This window comes from Acinetobacter uliginosus (assembly GCF_044130295.1).
Classification (GTDB): Bacteria; Pseudomonadota; Gammaproteobacteria; order Pseudomonadales; family Moraxellaceae; genus Acinetobacter.
Genome location: NZ_JBIQOC010000043.1, coordinates 1 through 21,404, shown reverse-complemented (window position 1 = coordinate 21,404; position 21,404 = coordinate 1). Strand labels below are relative to the sequence as shown.

Annotated in this window: 21 protein-coding genes and 1 pseudogene; 15 read left to right on the top strand and 7 right to left on the bottom strand. The window is 39.8% G+C overall.

The window, feature by feature from the left end:
- Nucleotides 1–504: 504 nt before the first annotated feature.
- Nucleotides 505–963, top strand: a complete 459-nt coding sequence (locus ACE01T_RS09300) for a DUF2147 domain-containing protein (protein WP_180044429.1) — start codon at nucleotides 505–507, stop codon at nucleotides 961–963.
- Nucleotides 964–1,409: 446 nt separating this feature from the next.
- Complete coding sequence (locus ACE01T_RS09295; RefSeq protein WP_257224477.1) at nucleotides 1,410–2,123, top strand: SDR family NAD(P)-dependent oxidoreductase; 714 nt, start codon at nucleotides 1,410–1,412, stop codon at nucleotides 2,121–2,123.
- Between the two features lie 24 nt (nucleotides 2,124–2,147).
- Here the strand turns inward: ACE01T_RS09295 and ACE01T_RS09290 are convergent, their stop codons facing one another.
- Complete coding sequence (locus ACE01T_RS09290) at nucleotides 2,148–3,371, bottom strand: IS256 family transposase (protein ID WP_395519158.1); 1,224 nt, start codon at nucleotides 3,369–3,371, stop codon at nucleotides 2,148–2,150.
- Between the two features lie 75 nt (nucleotides 3,372–3,446).
- Between ACE01T_RS09290 and ACE01T_RS09285 the strand changes: the two are divergent.
- The 5 genes and pseudogenes from ACE01T_RS09285 to ACE01T_RS09265 form a co-directional block, all read left to right on the top strand.
- Nucleotides 3,447–3,551, top strand: a pseudogene (locus ACE01T_RS09285) (SDR family oxidoreductase); the annotation flags it as partial.
- 355 nt (nucleotides 3,552–3,906) lie between these two features.
- Nucleotides 3,907–4,914: an SDR family NAD(P)-dependent oxidoreductase gene (locus ACE01T_RS09280; RefSeq protein WP_180042601.1), complete on the top strand. Its 1,008-nt coding sequence runs from the start codon at nucleotides 3,907–3,909 to the stop codon at nucleotides 4,912–4,914.
- 134 nt (nucleotides 4,915–5,048) lie between these two features.
- On the top strand, nucleotides 5,049–6,443 hold the full coding sequence (gene fumC, locus ACE01T_RS09275) for a class II fumarate hydratase (RefSeq protein WP_180042600.1): 1,395 nt from the start codon (nucleotides 5,049–5,051) through the stop codon (nucleotides 6,441–6,443).
- A gap of 101 nt (nucleotides 6,444–6,544) precedes the next feature.
- Entirely contained in the window at nucleotides 6,545–7,036 is a 492-nt protein-coding gene (locus tag ACE01T_RS09270; protein WP_180042599.1) for a hypothetical protein, read from the top strand.
- Nucleotides 7,037–7,318: 282 nt separating this feature from the next.
- The gene (locus ACE01T_RS09265; protein ID WP_086196991.1) at nucleotides 7,319–7,921 is read left to right on the top strand and encodes a nitroreductase family protein; all 603 of its coding nucleotides are present in this window, start codon (nucleotides 7,319–7,321) and stop codon (nucleotides 7,919–7,921) included.
- 90 nt (nucleotides 7,922–8,011) lie between these two features.
- Here ACE01T_RS09265 and ACE01T_RS09260 read toward each other — a convergent pair whose 3' ends face one another.
- Both ACE01T_RS09260 and ACE01T_RS09255 read right to left on the bottom strand, forming a co-directional pair.
- Nucleotides 8,012–9,217 carry an MFS transporter gene (locus ACE01T_RS09260; protein ID WP_180042598.1) on the bottom strand — a complete coding sequence of 402 codons (1,206 nt, stop codon included), beginning with the start codon at nucleotides 9,215–9,217 and terminating at the stop codon, nucleotides 8,012–8,014.
- The gene (locus ACE01T_RS09255) at nucleotides 9,214–9,651 is read right to left on the bottom strand and encodes a MarR family winged helix-turn-helix transcriptional regulator (RefSeq protein WP_180042597.1); all 438 of its coding nucleotides are present in this window, start codon (nucleotides 9,649–9,651) and stop codon (nucleotides 9,214–9,216) included. The genes ACE01T_RS09260 and ACE01T_RS09255 overlap by 4 nt, the downstream gene beginning before the upstream one ends.
- Nucleotides 9,652–9,882: 231 nt before the next feature.
- Here ACE01T_RS09255 and ACE01T_RS09250 point away from each other — a divergent pair, with 231 nt between their 5' ends.
- Complete coding sequence (locus tag ACE01T_RS09250) at nucleotides 9,883–9,996, top strand: DUF2474 domain-containing protein (protein WP_180042596.1); 114 nt, start codon at nucleotides 9,883–9,885, stop codon at nucleotides 9,994–9,996.
- A 127-nt stretch (nucleotides 9,997–10,123) separates the two neighbouring features.
- Here the strand turns inward: ACE01T_RS09250 and ACE01T_RS09245 are convergent, their stop codons facing one another.
- Nucleotides 10,124–10,678 carry a thermonuclease family protein gene (locus ACE01T_RS09245; RefSeq protein WP_180042595.1) on the bottom strand — a complete coding sequence of 185 codons (555 nt, stop codon included), beginning with the start codon at nucleotides 10,676–10,678 and terminating at the stop codon, nucleotides 10,124–10,126.
- 254 nt (nucleotides 10,679–10,932) lie between these two features.
- Complete coding sequence (locus ACE01T_RS09240; protein ID WP_180042594.1) at nucleotides 10,933–11,850, bottom strand: LysR family transcriptional regulator; 918 nt, start codon at nucleotides 11,848–11,850, stop codon at nucleotides 10,933–10,935.
- 93 nt (nucleotides 11,851–11,943) lie between these two features.
- On the opposite strand from ACE01T_RS09240, the gene ACE01T_RS09235 reads away from it, so the two are divergent.
- From ACE01T_RS09235 to ACE01T_RS09210, 6 genes are all read left to right on the top strand, one after another.
- The gene (locus ACE01T_RS09235) at nucleotides 11,944–13,188 is read left to right on the top strand and encodes an acyl-CoA dehydrogenase family protein (RefSeq protein WP_180042593.1); all 1,245 of its coding nucleotides are present in this window, start codon (nucleotides 11,944–11,946) and stop codon (nucleotides 13,186–13,188) included.
- 122 nt (nucleotides 13,189–13,310) lie between these two features.
- Nucleotides 13,311–14,432, top strand: a complete 1,122-nt coding sequence (locus ACE01T_RS09230) for a phosphotransferase family protein (protein ID WP_180042592.1) — start codon at nucleotides 13,311–13,313, stop codon at nucleotides 14,430–14,432.
- Nucleotides 14,429–15,127 (top strand): histidine phosphatase family protein, encoded by a 699-nt coding sequence (locus ACE01T_RS09225; protein ID WP_180042591.1) that lies wholly within the window; start codon nucleotides 14,429–14,431, stop codon nucleotides 15,125–15,127. Before ACE01T_RS09230 ends, ACE01T_RS09225 begins: the two co-directional genes overlap by 4 nt.
- 25 nt (nucleotides 15,128–15,152) lie before the next feature.
- Nucleotides 15,153–15,896 carry an SDR family oxidoreductase gene (locus ACE01T_RS09220; protein ID WP_180042590.1) on the top strand — a complete coding sequence of 248 codons (744 nt, stop codon included), beginning with the start codon at nucleotides 15,153–15,155 and terminating at the stop codon, nucleotides 15,894–15,896.
- Nucleotides 15,897–16,148: 252 nt separating this feature from the next.
- Complete coding sequence (locus ACE01T_RS09215) at nucleotides 16,149–16,859, top strand: SGNH/GDSL hydrolase family protein (protein ID WP_180042589.1); 711 nt, start codon at nucleotides 16,149–16,151, stop codon at nucleotides 16,857–16,859.
- Between the two features lie 30 nt (nucleotides 16,860–16,889).
- Nucleotides 16,890–17,483, top strand: a complete 594-nt coding sequence (locus tag ACE01T_RS09210) for a uracil-DNA glycosylase family protein (protein ID WP_180042588.1) — start codon at nucleotides 16,890–16,892, stop codon at nucleotides 17,481–17,483.
- A 176-nt stretch (nucleotides 17,484–17,659) separates the two neighbouring features.
- Here the strand turns inward: ACE01T_RS09210 and ACE01T_RS09205 are convergent, their stop codons facing one another.
- Nucleotides 17,660–18,097 (bottom strand): hypothetical protein, encoded by a 438-nt coding sequence (locus ACE01T_RS09205; RefSeq protein ID WP_180042587.1) that lies wholly within the window; start codon nucleotides 18,095–18,097, stop codon nucleotides 17,660–17,662.
- Nucleotides 18,098–18,422: 325 nt separating this feature from the next.
- Nucleotides 18,423–19,982, bottom strand: a complete 1,560-nt coding sequence (locus ACE01T_RS09200) for a phospholipase D family protein (RefSeq protein WP_180042586.1) — start codon at nucleotides 19,980–19,982, stop codon at nucleotides 18,423–18,425.
- A gap of 121 nt (nucleotides 19,983–20,103) precedes the next feature.
- Between ACE01T_RS09200 and ACE01T_RS09195 the strand changes: the two genes are divergently transcribed.
- On the top strand, nucleotides 20,104–21,219 hold the full coding sequence (locus ACE01T_RS09195) for an S-(hydroxymethyl)glutathione dehydrogenase/class III alcohol dehydrogenase (protein ID WP_086196977.1): 1,116 nt from the start codon (nucleotides 20,104–20,106) through the stop codon (nucleotides 21,217–21,219).
- The last annotated feature ends 185 nt before the right edge of the window (nucleotides 21,220–21,404 follow it).

The window sequence follows — 21,404 nt, the reverse complement described above, 5'->3', positions numbered from 1 at the left end:
AGGGTAGTATACAATGATTTTAGGTGGTATCTAAAGAATTCAGAACTTAATGTTAAAATTATTTCAAAAATAATTATTTAAAAACAATGATTTAATTGGGTTTGTTAAAGTTAAAAATCATAAAACCTATTTTTTTATCTGCATGAAATTCCCTATATTCCCTTCCTTTTTTCATATTATTGGTAAAATAAAAAGTAATTTGAACCAGATCTACACCAATGCTGGCCTTTTCAAAAGAAAACCCATCACTGGGATGGGTTGGGTAGCGTTACTTCATTATTACATGTCATGGTTTTCTTTGATTTTGGCTTGATAGTAAGGTAAGTGAACGTTGTAAAAATGATGATATCTTGATTTTAATCTTTGATTAATTTTGGGAATAGCTAGCAGATATATATTTAAATCTAATGAAATTAATGTCTTAATAGAAAAATAATTGTTATACTCTCGCCAATTTTGAGCACAGCCGTGCTTATTTATTTCTTTGAATTGTAAATACTTTTTATGAACCGTAAATTTTTTGCTGCTACTGCATTATTTTTTGGGCTAATCAATCCATTAGCCGCTATGCCATTCGATCCGTTAATTGGCACTTGGAAAGTTATTGATGATCGTACTGGTTATTATGTTTCAGACATCGTGATTCGCAAGAATTCTAAAACACAACAGTACAGTGCTGTCATTACTAAAAATCGATCTTTACCTGGTGTTGCAAATTCTGAAGTATGTAGCAAATGCCAAGGTGAACTGAAGAATCAGCCAATTTTTGGAATGGAAGCTCTTAAAGGTCTGGTTGCTGATACTAGCAATAAACAATTTAACAAGGGTATTTGGATTAATACGCAGGATGGACGTGTATATGATATTGATGCCAGTTTAAATGCTGCTGGAGACCAAATGAAAGTCAATGGTAAAGCTAAAAGTGCCAATGTAACTAGCATCATGACTTGGAAGAAGCTCTGATATAATTCTCAAGTGATTATTTTTATTTGTAAATAAATTATAAGCAAGAATAGGCAAAAGAAACCCATCACAGGGATGGGTTTTGGGAATTAGTGCTACTTAGTTATTACAGGTCTTACCTTCGAATCCGACCTTGCCTATAAAATAGCGAAAGTTTATTTCAGAAATAAGAAACCCACCGAAGTGGGTCTGTGCGATCAAATACTATCCGTAGTATTTGATCATTAAAGTATGCTTAATATATTACTATTTTATTTAAGCTTGTTTAACAACTAGGCGTATAGAATTTTGGGTGGTGTTTCAAAAAGTATGCTGGCGTTAAACAAACTCATTTTTAGTTCAATATAGAGAATGTGCTGTATGACTTTAGTTAGATCAATATACATAAAAATATGTTGAACTCATGCAGAATAGTATTATAGACCCAGTCTCAACAAAGAATTGAGATGCTGAACATTACAAAGTCTTGCGACTTACGCTTAAAATTAGAAATGGAAAAAATTATGTCAAATAAATTCAATAATAAAGTGGTCTTAGTTACTGGAGCTGGTTCTGGTATTGGCAAAAGTACCGCTATGCTTTTGGCCCAACAGGGCGCAAGTGTGGTGGTTTCAGATATTAACATGGAAACTGTTCATAAAGTTGCTAATGAGATCATATCTTTAGGTGGGAAAGCTGTAGCAAATAAAGCCAATATAGCTGAGCCTGAAGATATGAAAGCAGTGGTTGAATTTGCTGTTAGTACATATGGTGCACTGCATTTAGCATTTAATAATGCGGGAATTCTGGGGGAACTTAACCCAACTGCAGAATTGAGCATTGATGGGTGGCATCGTGTGCTTGATGTTAATCTAAATGGGGTATTTTATAGCATGCGCTATGAGATTCCTGCAATATTGGCTGCTGGAGGTGGAGCGATTGTTAATACCTCTTCAATTGCAGGCTTAATCGGGTTTAAAAATATTCCTGGTTATGTGGCTGCAAAGCATGCTATTACCGGATTAACAAAAGCAGCGGCATTGGAATATGCGGATCAAGGTATTCGCATTAATTCGGTACATCCAGGTTATATTAAAACGCCTTTAAGTGCTGAAATTGATGAGGGAGAGATGGTGAAATTACATCCGATTGGTCGAGCAGGCAATCCGGAGAGCCTGTAAATTATTTTGTGTAAGTTCCATTTTTTATAAATGATCTTTTAATCGATCATCGAACTGAATCGTAAACCAATTCATCGCTAAACGCCAATTTTGAATTGGCATGGTCCATTTTTTAGCAGCATTTGAAGTTGCTAAATAAATGACCTTTTTCACTGAATCATCAGAAGAGAAGATCTTTCTCTTCTTAGTTGAATGGCGAATCACGCTATTCAATGATTCAATTGCATTTGTTGTATAAATCGCATGACGTATTTCAGCAGGATAGCTAAAGATCGTTCGGATATTTTCCCAATTTGCCCGCCAGGATTCTCCAATTTTTGGATACTGGTGATTCCATTGATCGCAGAAGATATCTAGGGACTTTAAAGCATTTTCCTCTGTACTTGCCTGATAGATCGCCTTCAATCCTGCTGTTACAGCTTTGTAGTCCTTCCAGCTCACAAATCTCAGGCTATTGCGTACAACATGCACGATACACAGCTGGATGTCAGTATGAGGATAGACAGAGGCTATCGCATCAGGAAAGCCTTTTAGCCCTGAGAAGCGCTGCTTCGCAAGACAGGCAACAAGAATATCTTGCACTCCTCGGTTTTTAAGCTCTGTCATGACTGACAGCCAGAATTTGGAACCTTCTGTTTGAGCAAGCCACATGCCAAGAAGTTCTTTTTGGCCATCCAGGTTAATGCCTAATGCTAAATAAACTGATTTATTGATTACTGTTGAATGCTGACGAACCTTAACAACAATGCAATCTAAATAGACAACAGGATAAAGACTATCGAGTGTTCTATTTTGCCATTCTGTCACTTGTTCAATGACAGCATCCGTCACCTTACTAATAAGGGAGGCAGATACATCGGCATCGTACATTTCTTTAAAGAAAGCAACAATTTCTCTATTTGTCATTCCTTTCGCATATAGCGAAAGAATTTGATCATCCATGCTAGTAATGCGCGTTTGATGCTTCTTAATAATCTGTGGTTCAAAAGAGCCGTCACGATCACGAGGGATATCTAAAGCAAGCTGCCCATCTTGTGTTAGAACTGTTTTGGAGCTAAAACCATTACGGCTATTTGAGCCTTTCTTGGGCTGATGCTTTTCATAACCCAGATGGTCTGAAAGTTCAGTATTGAGTGCAGTTTCAATCATGAATTTTTTAAAGACTGCTGTCATTTGGTTTAAGTCTTCTGGTGTTTTTAGACCTTTAGCCAATTCGGCAGCCATACTTTTGATTGTTGCTTCATCCATGTGAAGTACCTTTTGTAATTATCCTCTGAAGGATAAATGAAAATTAAGTACTTACACAAAATTTAGAACAGTCCCAATCCGGAAGAAGTTGCTCAGGTCGTTGCCTTTCTGCTTTCTGATGATGCTTCATTTGTGACTGGCAGTCAGTATGTGGTCGATGGTGCATATACTTCACAATAAAAAACAACAAAGATGGCTATGTGTGTCTAGTTGTTTGGCTAGGATCATGTCTTATCGTGTGTTCTATGTAAAAGTATTCCCATGGTTTCATTTTTATTCCTCTTGATGAGTTTTACCATTCATTGAATAAGTTTTTTATTTTTTTCATAAACAATATACAGTTCATAGCCATAACTGCAACACATGCAATATTCCAAATCTTTAAGATGGTGTGATAGTGCTCTTGCAGATTAGCCGACTCAAGAGAATTTTGAGTCGGTTTTTTGCTTTTAATATCTGTGGATAAGTTGTTGTAAACACCAAGATTACACCAATAAGTTGCAAGGTACTGATTATTATAAGGAGTATCTATACAATGATTTTAGTGACGGGTGGTTTAGGCTTTATAGGCTCACATATTGCGTTAAGCCTGATGGCTCATGGACAAGAAGTCATCATTGTTGATAATTTATCCAATGCAACTTTACAAACCTTAGAACGACTTGAATACATTTCCGGCATGTATGTGCCTTTTGTCAAAATTGACATCCGAAATACACCCGCCTTAAACAAAGTTTTTGAACAATATTCTGTAGAAGCCGTCATTCACACCGCTGGTTTTAAATCGATAGAAGAATCTGCGCTTAAACCGTTGGAATATTATAACGATAATGTCAGTTGTATTATGAGTTTGCTGCGATCTATGCAGCGTACAGGCATTCGAACCTTAATTCACTTATCCAGTCTGGCAGTCTATGGTCAGTCCAGCTTAATTCTGAGCGAAGATACGCCATTTAATTATTCCTACCCCAATCCCTATATCAAATCGCAGCAGATGACGGAAGAAATTATCCGTGATACCGCACTGACCGACAACGAATGGAAAATTGCCATTTTAAGACTATGCAACATTGCCGGTGCTTTTGAACATGGCGTGCTTGGAGAATTTGTGGCGCCATTGCCGAAAAATATTATTCCACTGGCTTTACAGGTTGCAGCGAAAAAACGTGATTATATTGAACTGCGACAGCAAGCCCAAACCCTGGACCGTACCGTTGAGCGCAGCTTTTTGCATGTATTGGATTGCTGTGATGCCATTTTAGCGACTCTACAATGGTTAAGGACTCAGCCTTATACCTGTGATGCCTTTAATATTGCAGGACAAAATATGTCCATTCGAGCCTTGCTCAGTGAAGTTTCAAAAGTCACCCAGACTGAAATCAAAACCATGGATGTGCCGTTTTATACTTATGCTGAATTGGATCAGGTGGGGGCGACCTCAGGCAAAGCCCATGAAATTTTAAAATGGCAACCTAAGCGCAGCATTACCCAAATTATTGAAGATGCCTGGCGTTTTTATCAACAAACACTGAAGGGAAATTAAAGCAGCTGAGAAACAAAGTGAATAATGTAAATAATAATCATTTACAATTATAATATGTTTGATTAAGATCAGTAAATATGTCAAAACTATTGAATTGGTTTAAATCATAAAACGACATCGATATGAGGTGGAGAATGCAAACACGTATTGAACATGACACTATGGGCGAGGTAGAAGTTCCAAGTGAAGCAATGTGGGGTGCGCAGACACAGCGTAGTTTGCAAAACTTTAAGATTGGTCAAGAACGTTTACCCCGACCGATGATTCGGGCGATGGGCTTGGTCAAAAAAGCGGCCGCCATGACCAATGCCGAGTTAGGTCAAATTCCTCATGAATTGTCACATTATATTGTCAATGCTGCAGAAGAGGTGATTTCTGGAAAGTGGGATAGTCAATTTCCACTGGTGGTGTGGCAAACAGGTTCAGGTACGCAAAGTAATATGAACTGTAATGAAGTCATTGCTAATATTGCCAACCAGAGACTGGGTAATCCTTTGGGTTCTCAAAAGCCGGTTCACCCCAATGACCATGTCAATCGTGCACAATCGACCAATGATTCTTTTCCGACAGCCATCCATGTGGCTGCAAGCCTGCAAATCTATGAATTGCTGATTCCTGCCGTACAACGTTTACGCGATACTCTAGAGGCTAAATCGCAAGAATTTTCCGACATTGTCAAAATTGGCCGTACCCATTTACAGGATGCAACACCCTTAACGCTCGGGCAAGAATTTAGTGGCTATGTGTCACAACTGGATCATGCCTTAAAACGTTTGCATTATGCCTTACTGGGTTTATATGAATTGCCTTTGGGGGGCACAGCAGTTGGAACAGGTTTAAATGCACATCCGGAGTATGCAGTAAAAGCTGCAGCACAGTTAGCTAATTTAACCGGTTTGCCATTTGTAACGGCTCCGAATAAATTTGAAGCTTTAGCTGCGCGTGATGCTGCGGTATTTGCCTCTGGGGCTTTAAAGACGTTGGCAGTGAGTTTAAATAAAATTGCCAATGATATTCGCTGGTTGGCCAGTGGTCCGCGCTGCGGTTTTGGTGAAATCCGTATTCCTGAAAATGAGCCAGGTTCAAGCATTATGCCCGGCAAGGTCAATCCAACCCAAAGTGAAGCCATGACCATGGTGGTGGCACAGGTGCTGGGGAATGATACGACTATTAATGTCGCCGGAGCTTCGGGCAACTTCGAGCTGAATGTGTTTATGCCGGTCATTGCATTTAACCTGTTGCAATCGATTCAACTGTTGGGCGATGCATGTAACAGCTTTAATGATCATTGTGCCGTTGGCATTGAGCCCAACCGCGAAAAAATTGATCATTTCCTGCATAATTCACTGATGTTAGTCACTGCTTTAAATCCGGTGATTGGTTATGAAAATGCTGCTAAAGTGGCAAAAACAGCATATAAGGAAGGCAAAACCTTAAAACAGGTCGCGGTCGAATTGAACCTGGTCACTGCCGAACAGTTTGATGCCGTGGTAATTCCGGAAAATATGGTTTCACCTAATGTGAAATAGCCATCTAAAAGTTGGAACAGCTATCAATTGATCATCAGTGGTTTTTATCTGGGGCATATATGCGTACAATAGTCCTAGAAATTAACTGCTGATGATTGATTATGCTTGACGTTTATTTAACAGATGTTCAGAGAAAGGTTCAATTTAAGGATTATCCGGGTGAGCATCCTGTTAAATTTATTTTGAATTTTAAAAAGATTTTTCCGAGTGTGATGGAATTATTGCTTCCGGTTCTGCCTGGCGATGAAAATCTGGATGAAATGACCTGGGAATCGACCACTGAAGATTTTGAATTGTTCAAATTATTACTCAGCGGCTGGGGCGTGATTGAATTACGTTTAAATGCGATTTCTCAATTTAAAAATAAAAACTATGCCGATCAGCTAGTCAAAACTGCGCAGCAAAAGCGTAAAGAGTTTGCGAAAAACAACCATCAATTGAAAACTGTAGAACTCGATTATCTGTTTATGCACGAAATTCATGCACTGATTGATGCAGAACTGGTTGAAATTGGTGAAAAATTCTATTTACCCACACTGCGTGATTTGTGGAAACACAAAGTTCCGCAAAATGTGTTAAATGCCAAATTTTAGAACAGCATAAAATACGATAACAATCCTCCAAATATTGGGGGATTTTTTATGCCAGTTTTAGCTGTAAAAAGATAAACTTAAGCTATTTAAATGCATCTATATAAAAAATTAAAGATTTAATTATCAATAAAATGTACTAGAAATTGGAATTATTATTGCATATGGTAAGACAGCAATACATTTACCTAAATATTGTTATAAAAGTAGATATTTCACATTTTATTAACAGTGAGGGTAGATTGTTTCAAATTTTCGCGAAGAAATATCACAGGATTTCATTGAATGTCAAATCAGTTTTTAGATTTAATTAAGAAACGCCGTACCATTTATGCAGTCGGTAAAAATGTAGAGCAAAGCCCAGAGTATTTAACTGATTTGATTAAACATGCGATCAAACAGAGTCCATCCTCTTTTAATTCGCAGTCTTCACGTGCCGTGATTTTGTTTAATGCCGAGCACGAAAAATTTTGGAATTTTGTCAAAGAAAAACTCAAGTCTTATGCCAAAGATGAAGAAAGTGCAGCAAAAACCAGTGCCAAAATGGACAGTTTTGCCGCAGGTGTGGGTACCGTTTTATTCTTTGAAGACATGGATGTGATTAAAGGTCTGCAAGAGCAGTTCCCGTCTTACGCAGAGAATTTCCCGATCTGGGCAGAGCACTCAACAGCCATTGCCCAGTTCGCAACTTGGACCGCCTTACATACTGAAGGTTTAGGCGCTTCACTTCAGCACTATAACCCGATCGTGGATGAACAGGTACATGCTGAATGGGAAATTCCAGCCTCCTGGAAACTGCGTGCCCAGCTGGTGTTTGGTTCAGTAGAAGGTGAAGCCAAAGATAAAGCTTATATAGATGATGCAACACGTTTTAAGGTATTTAAGTAATTCATAATTTTTCGAAATCCCCTTTATAAAAGGGGATTTCATATATTTTAGCCAATGGTTTTAATTTTTCCTGGCGGTATTGGAAAATGATTAAGCAGCTTTAATGGCTTTACTTTTCACTTTATGTCCATGTAATACATAGTAGAAACCAATACAGATCAAAGCTGCAATCGCGCTATACATATACAGCTGCGCATAATTTATATAATCCAGCGCCCTACCAATAAAATAAGGGCCAAAGCCGAGTCCTGCATCGAGGAAGATGAAGAAGGTCGAGGTAGCAAAGCCCATACGATCCAGCGAGGTACTTTTCACAGCAACAGTCTGACAAACTGACTGAATGTTGCCATAGCCCAGACCGAGCAAGCCTGCACAAAGTAACAAGGTCATCGGACTATGGGCCTGACTGAGCAGATACAAGGCCAATGCCATAATGATAAATGCGGGATACATAATGATATTTTCACCTTTACGATCCATCAGTGGGCCGGTAAATGGACGTGAAAATAAAATCGCAATCGCATACATTAAGAAGAAGAAAGAAGCTGTTTCAACCAGATCAATTTCTTTGGCATAGAAATTAATAAAGGATAAAACCCCAGAATAACAAATCGATGTCAATAACATGATGATCGAGATCGGCAAGGCTTTCATTTCAATAAACTGGGAAATGAAACTCGGTTTTTTCACATTGACTTGAGTTTCAATGGTTTTGGGGTGTTGTGGCAAATTAGGTACTTCAATCAGCAAAGCCACGATTAAACAGCTCATAGCGACCATGCTAGATAAGGCAAAAATCGCAGTATAGCCGACGTGCAACATCATCCAGATGGCCAGAAACGGGCCAATCGCAGTACCCAATGTACTGCTCATACTGTAGTAACCAATCCCTTCACCGCGACGGGTCGGCGGTAAAATCTGCGCGATGATGGTACCCAATACAGTCGATGCCATACCCATCATAAAACCATGCATGAAACGAACACTCAGCAAGGCAGTGACATTCATCGGAATAAAATAGAATCCTGAAAAAATCAAAAATCCAATTAAACCCACAATCATGGTGGTTTTGCGGCCAAAACGTTCCAGAAACTGACCAACAAATAAACGACCAATCAGGGTACCGACAATGAACAAACCGGAAATCAGACCGGCCTGAGCCGTGGTTGCATCCATTTCAGCAACTGCGTAGCCGACAATGACCACCACCAGCAGATAAAAGGTCAGGACCAGCTGAAAGTTAATGGCACTGACAAGAATAAAATTTCTTGTCCATAAGGGCGTATGTTCACTCATGACTGGCTACCTTTCATCTCTTGCAGATGCTCCATAAGTTGATGCAGGGTATTTAGCGTACTATTTTGCGCAGCTTGATCTAAGGGCAATAACAGTCGTTGTTCAAACAGGTCCAGTTTTTCAGAGCACGCGGAAAAAAGTTGTTGACCTTTAATGCTTAGAATCAGTTTCTTTTGCCGTTTATCATCAGTGTCGACCTGATCCAAAACCTCTAGTTGTATTAATGCATGAATACGTTTTGCAATCGAAGGTTTGGAAACATTCAGGTATTCAGCAATGTCAATAGAGGTACAGCCTTGCTTAAGCTGTATGACATACAGTACCTGCCACAATGAATAATTCAGCTGATGTGGAAGCAAAATGGTATTGATTTCATCACTCATTAAACGCGCACAGCGCAGTAATGAAGCACGAAAGTTAAGTCGATTTGGCATAATAGTTAGCTAGGGTAACTAAATTGAGATAACTTTACGCCTGTTGAGTTGATTGTTCAAGTATTAGTCAGGGAGCAAGAATGATTTATTCTGAAAATGACAGAATCATATTAAGGCACTTCAATTCTCAGTAATAAGTTACATTTCAAAATTATTTATACCGGTTTGTCTTACTGGGTGTTCCGCGACAAAGTCCGCATTGGTGATGAAGGCTATCATTAAGGAGTAAATATGAAACTTTCACAGATGCAGTGGTTTATTGTGTTGTTGCTAGGCGGATTTTTTGCTTTAGCATTGATGGCCGGGGCATTCCGGCTACTTGTTCAACTGGCTTATTATCTTTAATTGTTGATAATAAATTTTAAAGTGGTTTGTTTTAAACAAGCCACTTTATTTTTTAACCCACCAGCGTAATCAATGAAATCAAACTCAAATCTATATTTGAAGATGATTATTTGTCTATTCTAGAATTCTATTTATTTCGCTTACGATAAACACTAGGGCGTACCGGATGCGAATTTTTCCATAAGCCTTTTTTCTGCTTCTTGGCCTGAAGTTGTAGAGCTAACCATTTCTGTTTTTGCGTCGGGTTTTTAATATATTCCTCATACACCCATGCCGCGCCGCGTTTGACCAGTTCCTGATTTATATTTCGTCTAAAACGGTAAATGACGCCAACGCAGCGCCCATAGCAATCGACATCGGTAATCTCGACACGAACCAGTTTGTAATACACCATTTTTTTAACCAGACGCTGAGATTCTTTGCCATAGGTTTGTGTTGATTCGGGAGCATCAATATAGGCAAAACGCAGTTTGGTTTCTGAGCGACGCAAGTTATAGCGCGTACAGGTGATGGTATCGCCATCACTCACCGCAATGACTTTGCACCAGTATTTTTTTCCTTTTTTAAACGGTTTAAATACATCGGTAAGGAAAACGTGAATTTTGCGGAAGATAAAAAACAGCACTGCACAAAGCAGCATGCCCAAGATAATGAGCCAAACAGGGGAGAGATTTGCCAGCATAGATAAAATTTGTGGAATTTGACTTGAAAATACCAGTCCAGATTCAACAATAAAAAGATAAAAAATGAGCTGCTATATTAATGGAAATTCTCAAAAATAATGGCTTGAGAAATAGTCAAATAGCATTAAAAGCCTTGCCAGTTCAGCATTTCGGTTATTTATTCAGTAAAAGGTGATATCTGCATAAAAAATCATTCAGATCCATAACAAATACTTAAAATAGCCTAAGCAAATAATAGATCTATTAAAATAGCCTAAGTAAAAATTTTAATTATTTCGCTGCGCAAAAATTGATGACGCGAATTATCTTCCAAATCTTTATGCCAATACATTCCCAAAGTAATTAGCGGCAAGTCCACAGGCACTGTAAAAATATTTAATGTAGTAGAAAGTTGTAAATGACTAAGCAAATTTTGAGGAATAGTTAAAACGGATTGATGGTTTTGTAGCAAAATCTGTAAAGCCGTTGAGTAATGTTGGCAACGTAAAAAAATCTGTCGCGACAGTTGTTTGCGGTTTAAATATATATCTTCAACCAAAACTCCAGTTCGGCGTGATGAAACTCCAATATGTGGAGCAGCGAGATAAAGCTGTTCTGTCATTTCAGGTTGCTGTGTACATACCACAAATTGATCTTGTACCAGTTTCTGAAATTGAATTTTCTCACCGAAGTTTTGTTCCAGATCAATGACAAAGTCTATTTGCTGGGTGGCGAGGTCTGTGACAAGCGTTTTACGGTCTAATTTGCTACTGAAAAATTGAATCTCTAGATTTAAGCCCTGAAAATGCTGAACCAGTTTAGGAAAAATCATTGGTTCTATTTCATCATGCACCGCAATTCTTAAGCTTTGCACCATACGGGGTTCAAAATGCTGCTTTTGCATTGAAATGTTTTGAATAGCGAACAGTGCATTTTTAATGATGGGATAAATTTCCTCGGCAAATGAAGTAGGCAACATTTTATTGCCGGCACGTGCAAATAAATCATCCTGTAAATGTTGTCTTAAACGCTGTAAGGCATGGCTGGCAGCAGATTGGCTGATACACAAAATCTGTGCAGCCCTGGAAATGCTTTTTTGTTCATAAACTGCAATAAATAACGGATATAAGTTAATGTCTATGCGATGAAAAACACTCAGATCAATCGCGGCTTTATTATGAATACTGTTCATAGTGTTATATTGAATTAAATCATTTTATTCATAATAGTTTTCGGGTTATGTTGTTGTAAAGATCAGATAATATATATTTTGAGGGAATTGGCCATGTTTGAGTTATCAACACGTGCACAAGATTATATTGAAAGAACAAAAACGTTCATTAAGGAAGAAATTGAACCGGTTGAAACCGAGTTTTGGAATGATGTCCATGAGCTCAATCAAGGGGGAGACTGGACAACATGGCAATGGCCCACTCAACTTGAAATATTAAAAAATAAGGCCAAGGCAGTGGGTCTTTGGAATATGTTTTTGCCATGTCCAGAATTGGGGCAAGGCTTATCAGTTCAGGAATATGCACACATTGCCGAACTTTCCGGTCGTAGCTTGCTTGCACCAACGGTCTTTAACTGTAATGCACCAGACAGTGGCAATATGGAGGTGTTGTGGCGCTATGGTTCTGAAGAACAAAAACAGCAATGGCTCATACCATTATTGGAAGGCAAAATTCGTTCCGTATTTTGTATGACTGAACCTGCTGTGGCATCTTCTGATGCCACCAATATGCAGGCTACGGCGGTGATCGACGGTGAGGAAATTGTGTTAAACGGTCGCAAATGGTGGTCGTCAGGTTTGGGCGATCCCAATGCAAAAATCATCATTTTTATGGCGCATACGCCTGATGAAAGCAAAGACCGTCATCATCAACATTCCATGGTTTTGGTTCCTGTAGATACTGCGGGCGTAACAATTGAACGCATGCTGCCTGTATTTGGGGATTATGATGCACCGCATGGACACGGCGAAATTAGCTTTAACAATGTCCGTGTACCAGTGGCCAATTTTATTGGTGGTGCAGGTCAGGGTTTTGAAATTGCGCAAGGCCGTTTAGGGCCAGGTCGTATTCATCATTGTATGCGTTGTATCGGTGCAGCAGAAAAATCTTTAGAGTTGATGATTGATCGTGGTATGAGTCGTACTGCTTTTGGCAAAGAAATTTTAAAGCTGGGTGGCAATCTGGAACGTGTTGCAGAAGCACGGGTAGCCATTGACCAGGCACGATTACTTACACTTTATGCTGCTTACAAAATGGATACTTTAGGTAATATGGCAGCATTGACTGAAATCTCAGCAATTAAAGTGGTTGCACCAAGCGTACTGGAAAAAGTGGTAGATATGGCCATACAGATACACGGTGGTGCAGGTGTTTCTCGTGATACACCTCTAACAGGATTCTTTGCTCAGGCTCGAAGCTTACGTTTGGCCGATGGCCCAGATGAAGTGCATAAAGGCATGATTGCTAAACTTGAACTGGCAAAACGCGGTTACAGTTCAGGTCGGAAAAAAGATTAATTACATAAATAGTTGAGGCTGCTTATCACTTGCCTGAAAATTTTGCTGTTTATGAGAAATTAAACGGGTATAAATAAGTAAGCGATGAAGTGTTATAACATTGATGATTTAGGGAAATAACAATGTCAGTGATTGATGTAGGTGGGAAGGTTCGTCAAGGCGAAGAGCTAGATGTCATTGCTGTTGAGAATTGGCTCAAAGCACAAGGAACTGATTTACAGGGTCAAGCCGAAGTTACACAATATTCAGGTGGAGCGTCCAACTGGACTTATCGTTTGAAATACGACAATACAGACTTGATTTTACGCCGTCCTCCAAAAGGAACCAAAGCCAAATCTGCGCACGACATGGCACGTGAATACAATGTGCAAAAAAATTTGGCACCATTCTATCCTGTACTGCCTGAAATGGTGGCGCTCTGTCAGGATGAATCGGTGATTGGCTGTGATTTCTATGTCATGCAACGTGTGGAAGGCATTATTCCACGTGCTAATTTACCCAAAGAGCTCAACTTTAATGAAGCTCAGGTCCGTGAATTGTGCATCAATGTCATTGATAAATTGATTGAGTTGCATCAAGTTCCTTATCAGGGTACAGAACTGGAAAAGCTCGGCAAGGGCGAAGGCTATTGTCGTCGTCAGGTAGAAGGCTGGGATGCCCGCTATGAAAAAGCCAAAACCCTAAATGTACCGTCTTTTAAATATGTCCGAAACTGGCTAAAAGACAATATCCCTGCCGATTCAAAAACCTGTGTCATTCATAATGACTGGCGTTTTGATAATGTAATTTTAGATCCGAAGCATCCGACACAAGTGATTGGCGTTCTAGACTGGGAAATGGCAACCCTCGGCGATCCTTTAATGGATTTGGGTTCAGCCCTCGCGTATTGGGTTGAAGAAAGAGACAATCAAATTTTTAAAGCCACGCGTCGTCAGCCCACCAATTTAAAAGGTATGTTCACGCGTCAGGAAGTGGTGGATTATTATTTGCAAAAAACTGGCTTGCAAACAGAGAACTGGACCTTTTATGAAGTGTTCGGCATTTTCCGTTTAGCCGTAATTGCACAACAAATCTATTACCGCTACTACCACAAACAAACCAATAATCCAGCCTTTAAGGATTTCTGGGTTGTGATCCATGCCTTGCATATTCGTGCGCTTAAATTAATTGGCCTACAAAAACTTGAGGCCAATGAACTGGCACAAAAATATATCGCGAAATTTAAGGAATTGATGCCAACATGACCACAATTTATCTGATTCGTCACGGGCAAGCCTCTTTTGGGGCTGAAAGTTATGACCAACTTTCTCCCAACGGTGAATTACAGGCGAAATTATTAGGGCAATACTTTGACCAGATTCTAAAAGAGGCACCTTATGTGGTGTCAGGTTCGATGCAGCGGCATCAACAGACGGCCAATCTTGCTTTAGAACAATGTTTTCCTGAAGCTGAAATTCAGATCGACAGTGCATGGAATGAGTTCAATCACCAGCAGGTTTTTGCCAAGTACGAGCCACGTTTTAACGAGCCACATCTTTTAAAACAGGATGTCTCCAAGGAAGATAATCCGCGTGCTTATTTGGCTAAAATTTTTGAAGGGGCAATCGAGCGCTGGACAGGTGGTGACTATCATCATGAATATGATGAATCCTGGCCGCATTTTAAAAACCGGGTAGAAACCGCATTGCAAAATTTATGCGATGAACTGGCTAAAACCAAACCGCGTTATGCCGTGGTGTTTACTTCTGGTGGGGTGATTTCCGTGGCTGCAGGAAAATTACTCGAACTCAATGCCAATCGGACTTTTGCCTTAAACTGGGCAATCGCCAATACCAGCATGACCACATTGCGTCTGGTGGGAAATGAACCGCAATTACTGAGCTTGAACGAACATCATTTTATTAAGGCCGAAGATTCCAAATTACTGACCTGGATCTGATTAAAAAAATAGCAAAGGAAAAAACATGGCAAAAACAATTTTAATTACCGGCGCAAGTTCAGGGATTGGTGCAGGTATGGCACGCGAATTTGCACAAAAGGGTTATAACCTTGCCATCTGTGCGCGTCGTCTGGAGCGTCTGGAAACATTAAAGCAAGATCTCGAAAGCAAGTACGGCGTAAAAGTCATTGCAAAAACCTTAGATGTGACCCATTACGATCAGGTGTTTGAAGTGTTCCGTGCGTTTAAGCAGGAATTTGGCTCAATCGACCGTATTATTGTCAATGCCGGTGTGGGTGAAGGTCGCCGGATTGGTAAAGGTAATTTTGAAATTAACAAGGCAACAGTAGAAACCAACTTCATTTCAGCCTTGGCGCAATGTGAAGCCGCGGTGGAAATTTTCCGTGCGCAAAATGCAGGTCATCTGGTGATGATTTCATCCATGAGTGCGATGCGCGGCATGCCGAAACATTTAACCGCGTATGGAGCCAGTAAGGCAGGAGTTGCGCATTTGGCTGAAGGCATCCGTGCTGAGCTGATTGATACTCCGATTAAAGTCACTACCATTTTCCCGGGTTATATCCGTACAGAACTGAATGAAGGTGCGAAAAAATTGCCTTTTGAAGTAGATGAAAAAACCGGTTCACATTTACTGGTCAAGGCCATTGAAAAAGCACCAGTTAAAGCTTATGTACCACAGTGGCCCTGGTTACCTTTAGGCTTGGCCATGAAAGTATTGCCACTGAAACTGGTCAATAAGTTGGGTTAATTTTAGGATTCTAAAAAGCTCATTCAATGGGCTTTTTTTATACGCTGGAAAACATTGTAAAACTAAGCTCGATAAAAAATAACATCATCAGCAGATTCAGCAGATATCGACCACCCTCAACCCTAGATTATTACTGACCTGATGTAGCACATTCACTATTTAATTAGATGAAACTTATTGTAATTTAAGTCAATGTTTCTCATCCCGTAAACTTCTATATTGATACAGATATCATCGTGAATTTTATCTTGTATGCTGTTAAAAATTTCAACCATCGTTCTGATTCCATCCTTGATTATTCAAGGCAATGCCGTTAAGAAAAATACTCTACGTTTAGCAGAACCAGAAGGACAACGTCAGGGGACAGTTGGAACTGGAAAAATGCTGTCTATTTTAATTTTAGGAGATTCGGCTGCGGCTGGAGTTGGTGTTGCAACTCAGGAAGATGCTTTACTCGGTGCAGTGCTGAAGCAGTTAAAAGATGGCTATGAAATCAGTTATCAACTTGAAGCTACCACTGGTCATACCAGCGGACAAGTGATTCAGACGGTAAAGAATATGCCCAATCAACACTTCGATGTGGTGATTACCTCAGTCGGTGTAAATGACATTACCAAACTGAACTCACCTAAAGACTGGATTAAAAAGCAGCAACAACTGTATGCGGAAATCAACCAGAAATTCACGCCTGAATTAATTATTGCATCTGGCGTGCCACCGATGAACATGTTTCCTGCATTACCTCATCCACTGGCCTGGTTATTTGGACAATATGCCAAAGGCATGAATAAAAATCTTGCCAAATTTGTTCGGCAGAACGGCAATATGCAATGGATTGAATATGATTTGCAACATTTTAAAAGCCTCAATCTGGAAATGGCAAAGGATGGTTTTCATCCCAGCAAGGAAATTTATACACTTTGGGGCAAACAGGTAGCAGATAAAATCCGTCAAATGTTTTAAATTAAACTGAATACGGATAAATAGACTGTTATGAGCACCGAACCAAATATTGAAACCCATCCACTAGAACCTTTTTTACCCCCAAATGCTAGATTGCTGATGATGGGTAGCTTTCCACCACCTAAAGTCCGCTGGAAAATGGAGTTTTATTATCCAAATTATCAAAATGACATGTGGAAAATTTTTGGTTTGGCATTCTTTGACAATAAAGAACACTTTTTAGATATTGCCAATAAAAACTTCAAGGAACAGCAGATCCGTGATTTTTTAATGGAAAAAGGCATCGCAATTTTTGATACGGCGTACCAAATTATCCGTTTAAAAGGCAATGCTTCGGATAAATTTCTGCACATTGCTCAAGCAACTGATTTAAACAAGCTGCTACAGCAGATTCCTGAGTGTAATAGCATCATGACCACCGGAGATAAAGCAACCGATACCTTGATGCTTTCAATGCCAGAACATACTGAAAAACCGTTAATTGGTCATGCCTCAAAAACCTACTTTGCGGAACGTGAATTGACTTTATACCGGATGCCATCTTCATCCCGTGCCTATCCACTTACTTTGGAGAAAAAGGCCGAAGCCTACACTCAGTTATTTAAAGAAATAGGCTTACTATAAGTAAGTTAAATAAATTAAGAGTTAATTAAACGCATCCAAGGATGCTGAATGTATTTCGTCCATTTTAGGCTGTGCTGGAAAAAGTTTTTGATATCTTTACGAATGTCATCGAAAACTTTTCAAATGATAAATAGATTTAAAAAGGAATTTAAGTGATTCAGAGTAGGCCAGAAAAGTTATCCATCATATTGGACATAGTCCCATAAATTTAAACGGGATTTAATCTCTTTACGGATATTCGGCAACATTGGCAGCAGGGTTCCGTCAATCCACAGGCTTAAGGCCTGAGCAGAAATCACCTGCTGATTGGCATCTATAATTTTTGCGCCTTTGACCATCACCAGAGTTTCTTCACTCGCTGCGGTTTCAATGCCTTTAAACAGGACTTGTAGTTCAAAACCGGTATCCTGAATCAGCCATTCCAGTTCCAGCTGCACATTTTGATTGGATTTTAAAACAGCCTGACCTTCAATCATTTCGGAGTCGGACTGACAATCGTGCTCCACACGAACTTTTGCTAAAAACCAGCCCTGAGCACCTAAATCATCCAGTGTTTTATAGGGTGTTAAAATATCACTTAAATTAAATTGACGGCTTAAATCAAAAAATTGCATTGCAGAAGATCACGATTGGGAGAAAGTTGAGTTAAAAACTCGAAAAATGGCATGTTAAATCAAATTAAGAAACGAGTAAAATCATTGTGCTGATTGATCTAAAATATATATAAGTAACATTTAATTTCTTATAAGTCTTTGCAGAAATATTCATTAGGGAAGTGCCCAGTCTGATAGATGAGACAAGCCAGATTATAGACTTGCAGCTTTTATTAAGGCGGGTTGTGTTGATTCATGAGCACAATATGATCTCGTGCTGATCTTCCAGTACTCGATGATTTAGAAAGACAAGGCCTGTGTGTGTTTTAATGTAATTAATTTGTCATTACATCATCCATTCAATGGGGAAGTATGACACCGCTTGCATGCTAAAACGCTGAAATCTGGTCGATTGGGGATCATGTGAATACTCTGTGCGAGTTCCATCTTTATGATGCTCTATCCAAATCACTTCACCTTGTGGATTAAGTTTCAATTCATAGGCAATAAGCGGTAAGTATTTATCTAAAGAGTCGGAAATTTGTTGTTGTAAGATAGTGGATTCGACCATCAGTCCTACTTCGCTATTTAAATTGGCGGAACGAGGATCAAAATTGGCAGAACCAATAAACACCATGCCATCTATATCCAAAAACTTGGCATGCAAACTGGAGGCATTTTTCCCCTTAGCTGGAATGACATTACCTGTCATCACTTCATACCAGGTCCGTTTATTGCGTTCGATATAGGGCTTAAATTCATATAGTTTTATCCCGTTTTTCAGTAAATCATGGCGATATTGTCTATAAAAGGCATGGACCAAAGGAACGTCATTGGCAAGGAATGAATTGGTCAGCACTCGAACATTCACGTTGTTTTGGGCTAAACTGGTTAAATAATCCCTGCCTTTTTTTGTGGGGACAAAATAGGCAGAGACCAGCTCCAGATACTGTTCAGGTTTTCCCACAAGCTGCATTATTTGACGGTAAATCAGTTGATTATCCGATGCCTGAGCGCGAATTTTATCGGGTGAATCTGCGACAAAATGTGCTTTTGCCCAGTTAATCGGACGATCTTTTAGATGTTCAGTGATCTGTTTTTCAGCCAGTTCAATCCGCCTTTTTAGCTGGTCTTTTTGTAAGGCAGTCAGCTCATAATATCGACGTAATTTGGCAAGCTGTTCTGGACGACTTTTACCCAACAGCAGGGGTATAGGATAACTTAAATCATCACTCCAAAAGTCCTGAAATACTTTGTTGGCATGCTTCACCGCAGTGCCATAAAACAAAATGTCCATATCGGTAAACTGGAAAGACTCACTGGCTTCAAAGTATTCACGGCTAATGTTGCGGCCACCGGTCACCGCTATGGCACCATCGGCAATAATCAGCTTGTTATGCATACGGCGATTAATTTGCTTGAAACGAAAAACATAATCAAACACGCGCAGTTTTCTGGCTCTAAAGGTATAAGGATTAAAGATTTTAATTTCAAAATTGGGATGCTGTGCCAGTTGTTTTAAGGTTGCATCGAGTTGAGAACCGTTCTGGTCATCAATCAACAAACGGATTTTGACCCCACGATCAGCGGCTTTGAGCAATTCAGCCAGCATCAGATGGCCAATCGAGTCATCTTCCCAGATGTAATACTGCAAATCGATATTATATTGTGCTTTATTAATCAGATGCAGCCTTGAAGCAATACTGATAAAAGCATCATCTAAAGCAAGATAGGCGGTGAGGCCCTGGTTAATTTGTGTATCTACATTGGAACCGTTTAACCAGTGCTCGGCATGCACCTGAATGGGAGACTGCTTTTTGGATTCATTCATCGGCAAACTGCACCCCGTCATTGTAAAAATTGTAACAGCAAACATGACAGCATGCATGGATGGTCTAATCTGCATAATTGTTATGAAGTCATAAAGTTATAAGTACATATTATCATCATGTTATAGGTTGAATCCGACAATAAAAAGAGGTTACTGTAGCTCATCTGTTAAAGAACCCAAAAAGGATAAATTATTCATGAAATCACGTGCTGCAGTCGCATTTGGTCCAGGTCAACCGCTCCAAATTGTTGAAATTGATGTTGCTCCGCCAAAAGCAGGTGAGGTTTTGGTAAAAATTAGCCATACCGGTGTATGTCATACCGATGCCTTTACGTTATCGGGTGATGATCCTGAAGGCGTGTTTCCTGCAGTATTGGGCCATGAAGGCGCTGGTGTGGTGGTCGAAGTTGGTGAAGGCGTAACCAGCGTAAAACCGGGTGATCACGTTATTCCACTGTATACTGCAGAATGTGGTGAATGTTTATTCTGTAAATCGGGTAAAACCAACCTCTGTGTAGCGGTTCGTGCAACTCAAGGTAAGGGTTTGATGCCAGATGGCACCACACGTTTTTCTTATAATGGTCAGCCGATTTACCACTATATGGGTTGCTCAACTTTCAGTGAATATACCGTGGTCGCTGAAGTCTCTTTGGCAAAAATTAACCCTGAAGCGAATCATGAGCATGTGTGTCTGCTGGGTTGTGGCGTAACCACAGGTTTAGGTGCAGTAAAAAATACCGCCAAGGTTCAGGAAGGAGATACCGTCGCTGTATTTGGTCTGGGCGGTATTGGTCTGGCTGTGGTGCAAGGTGCCAAAAAAGCCAAAGCCAGCCGTATTATTGCTATTGATACCAATCCTGAAAAATTCAAACTGGCTGAACAGTTTGGCGCGACAGAATTTTTAAATCCAAAAGATTATGACAAACCGATTCAGGAAGTGATTGTTGAAAAAACCGGTTGGGGTGTAGATCATTCTTTTGAATGTATTGGCAATACCAATGTGATGCGTTCTGCACTGGAATGTGCTCACCGTGGTTGGGGACAATCCATCATTATTGGGGTAGCCGGTGCTGGTCAGGAAATTTCAACCCGTCCATTCCAGCTGGTCACCGGCCGTACCTGGAAAGGCACCGCTTTTGGTGGAGTGAAAGGCCGTTCACAATTGCCAGGTATGGTAGAAGAAGCAATGAAAGGAGATATTCAGCTTGAACCTTTTGTTACTCATACCATGGGACTGGAAAAAATTAACGAAGCCTTTGAGTTAATGCATGATGGTAAATCGATTCGTACCGTGATCCATTTTGAAGACTAAACATTCTCAAATAAAAACGAAATAAAAAACGGGCAGATTGCCCGTTTTTTTTATATCAGCCTAAAGAAATTCGGTCCAAATGTAAGCGTCCGCTGAACCCCATGCCTATTTTTTAATTTGAGTTGGATTTCCAGCGATGTGGCAGTAATTCTTCTATTTGGGTCGCTTTATGCGTCGGCAGCCTT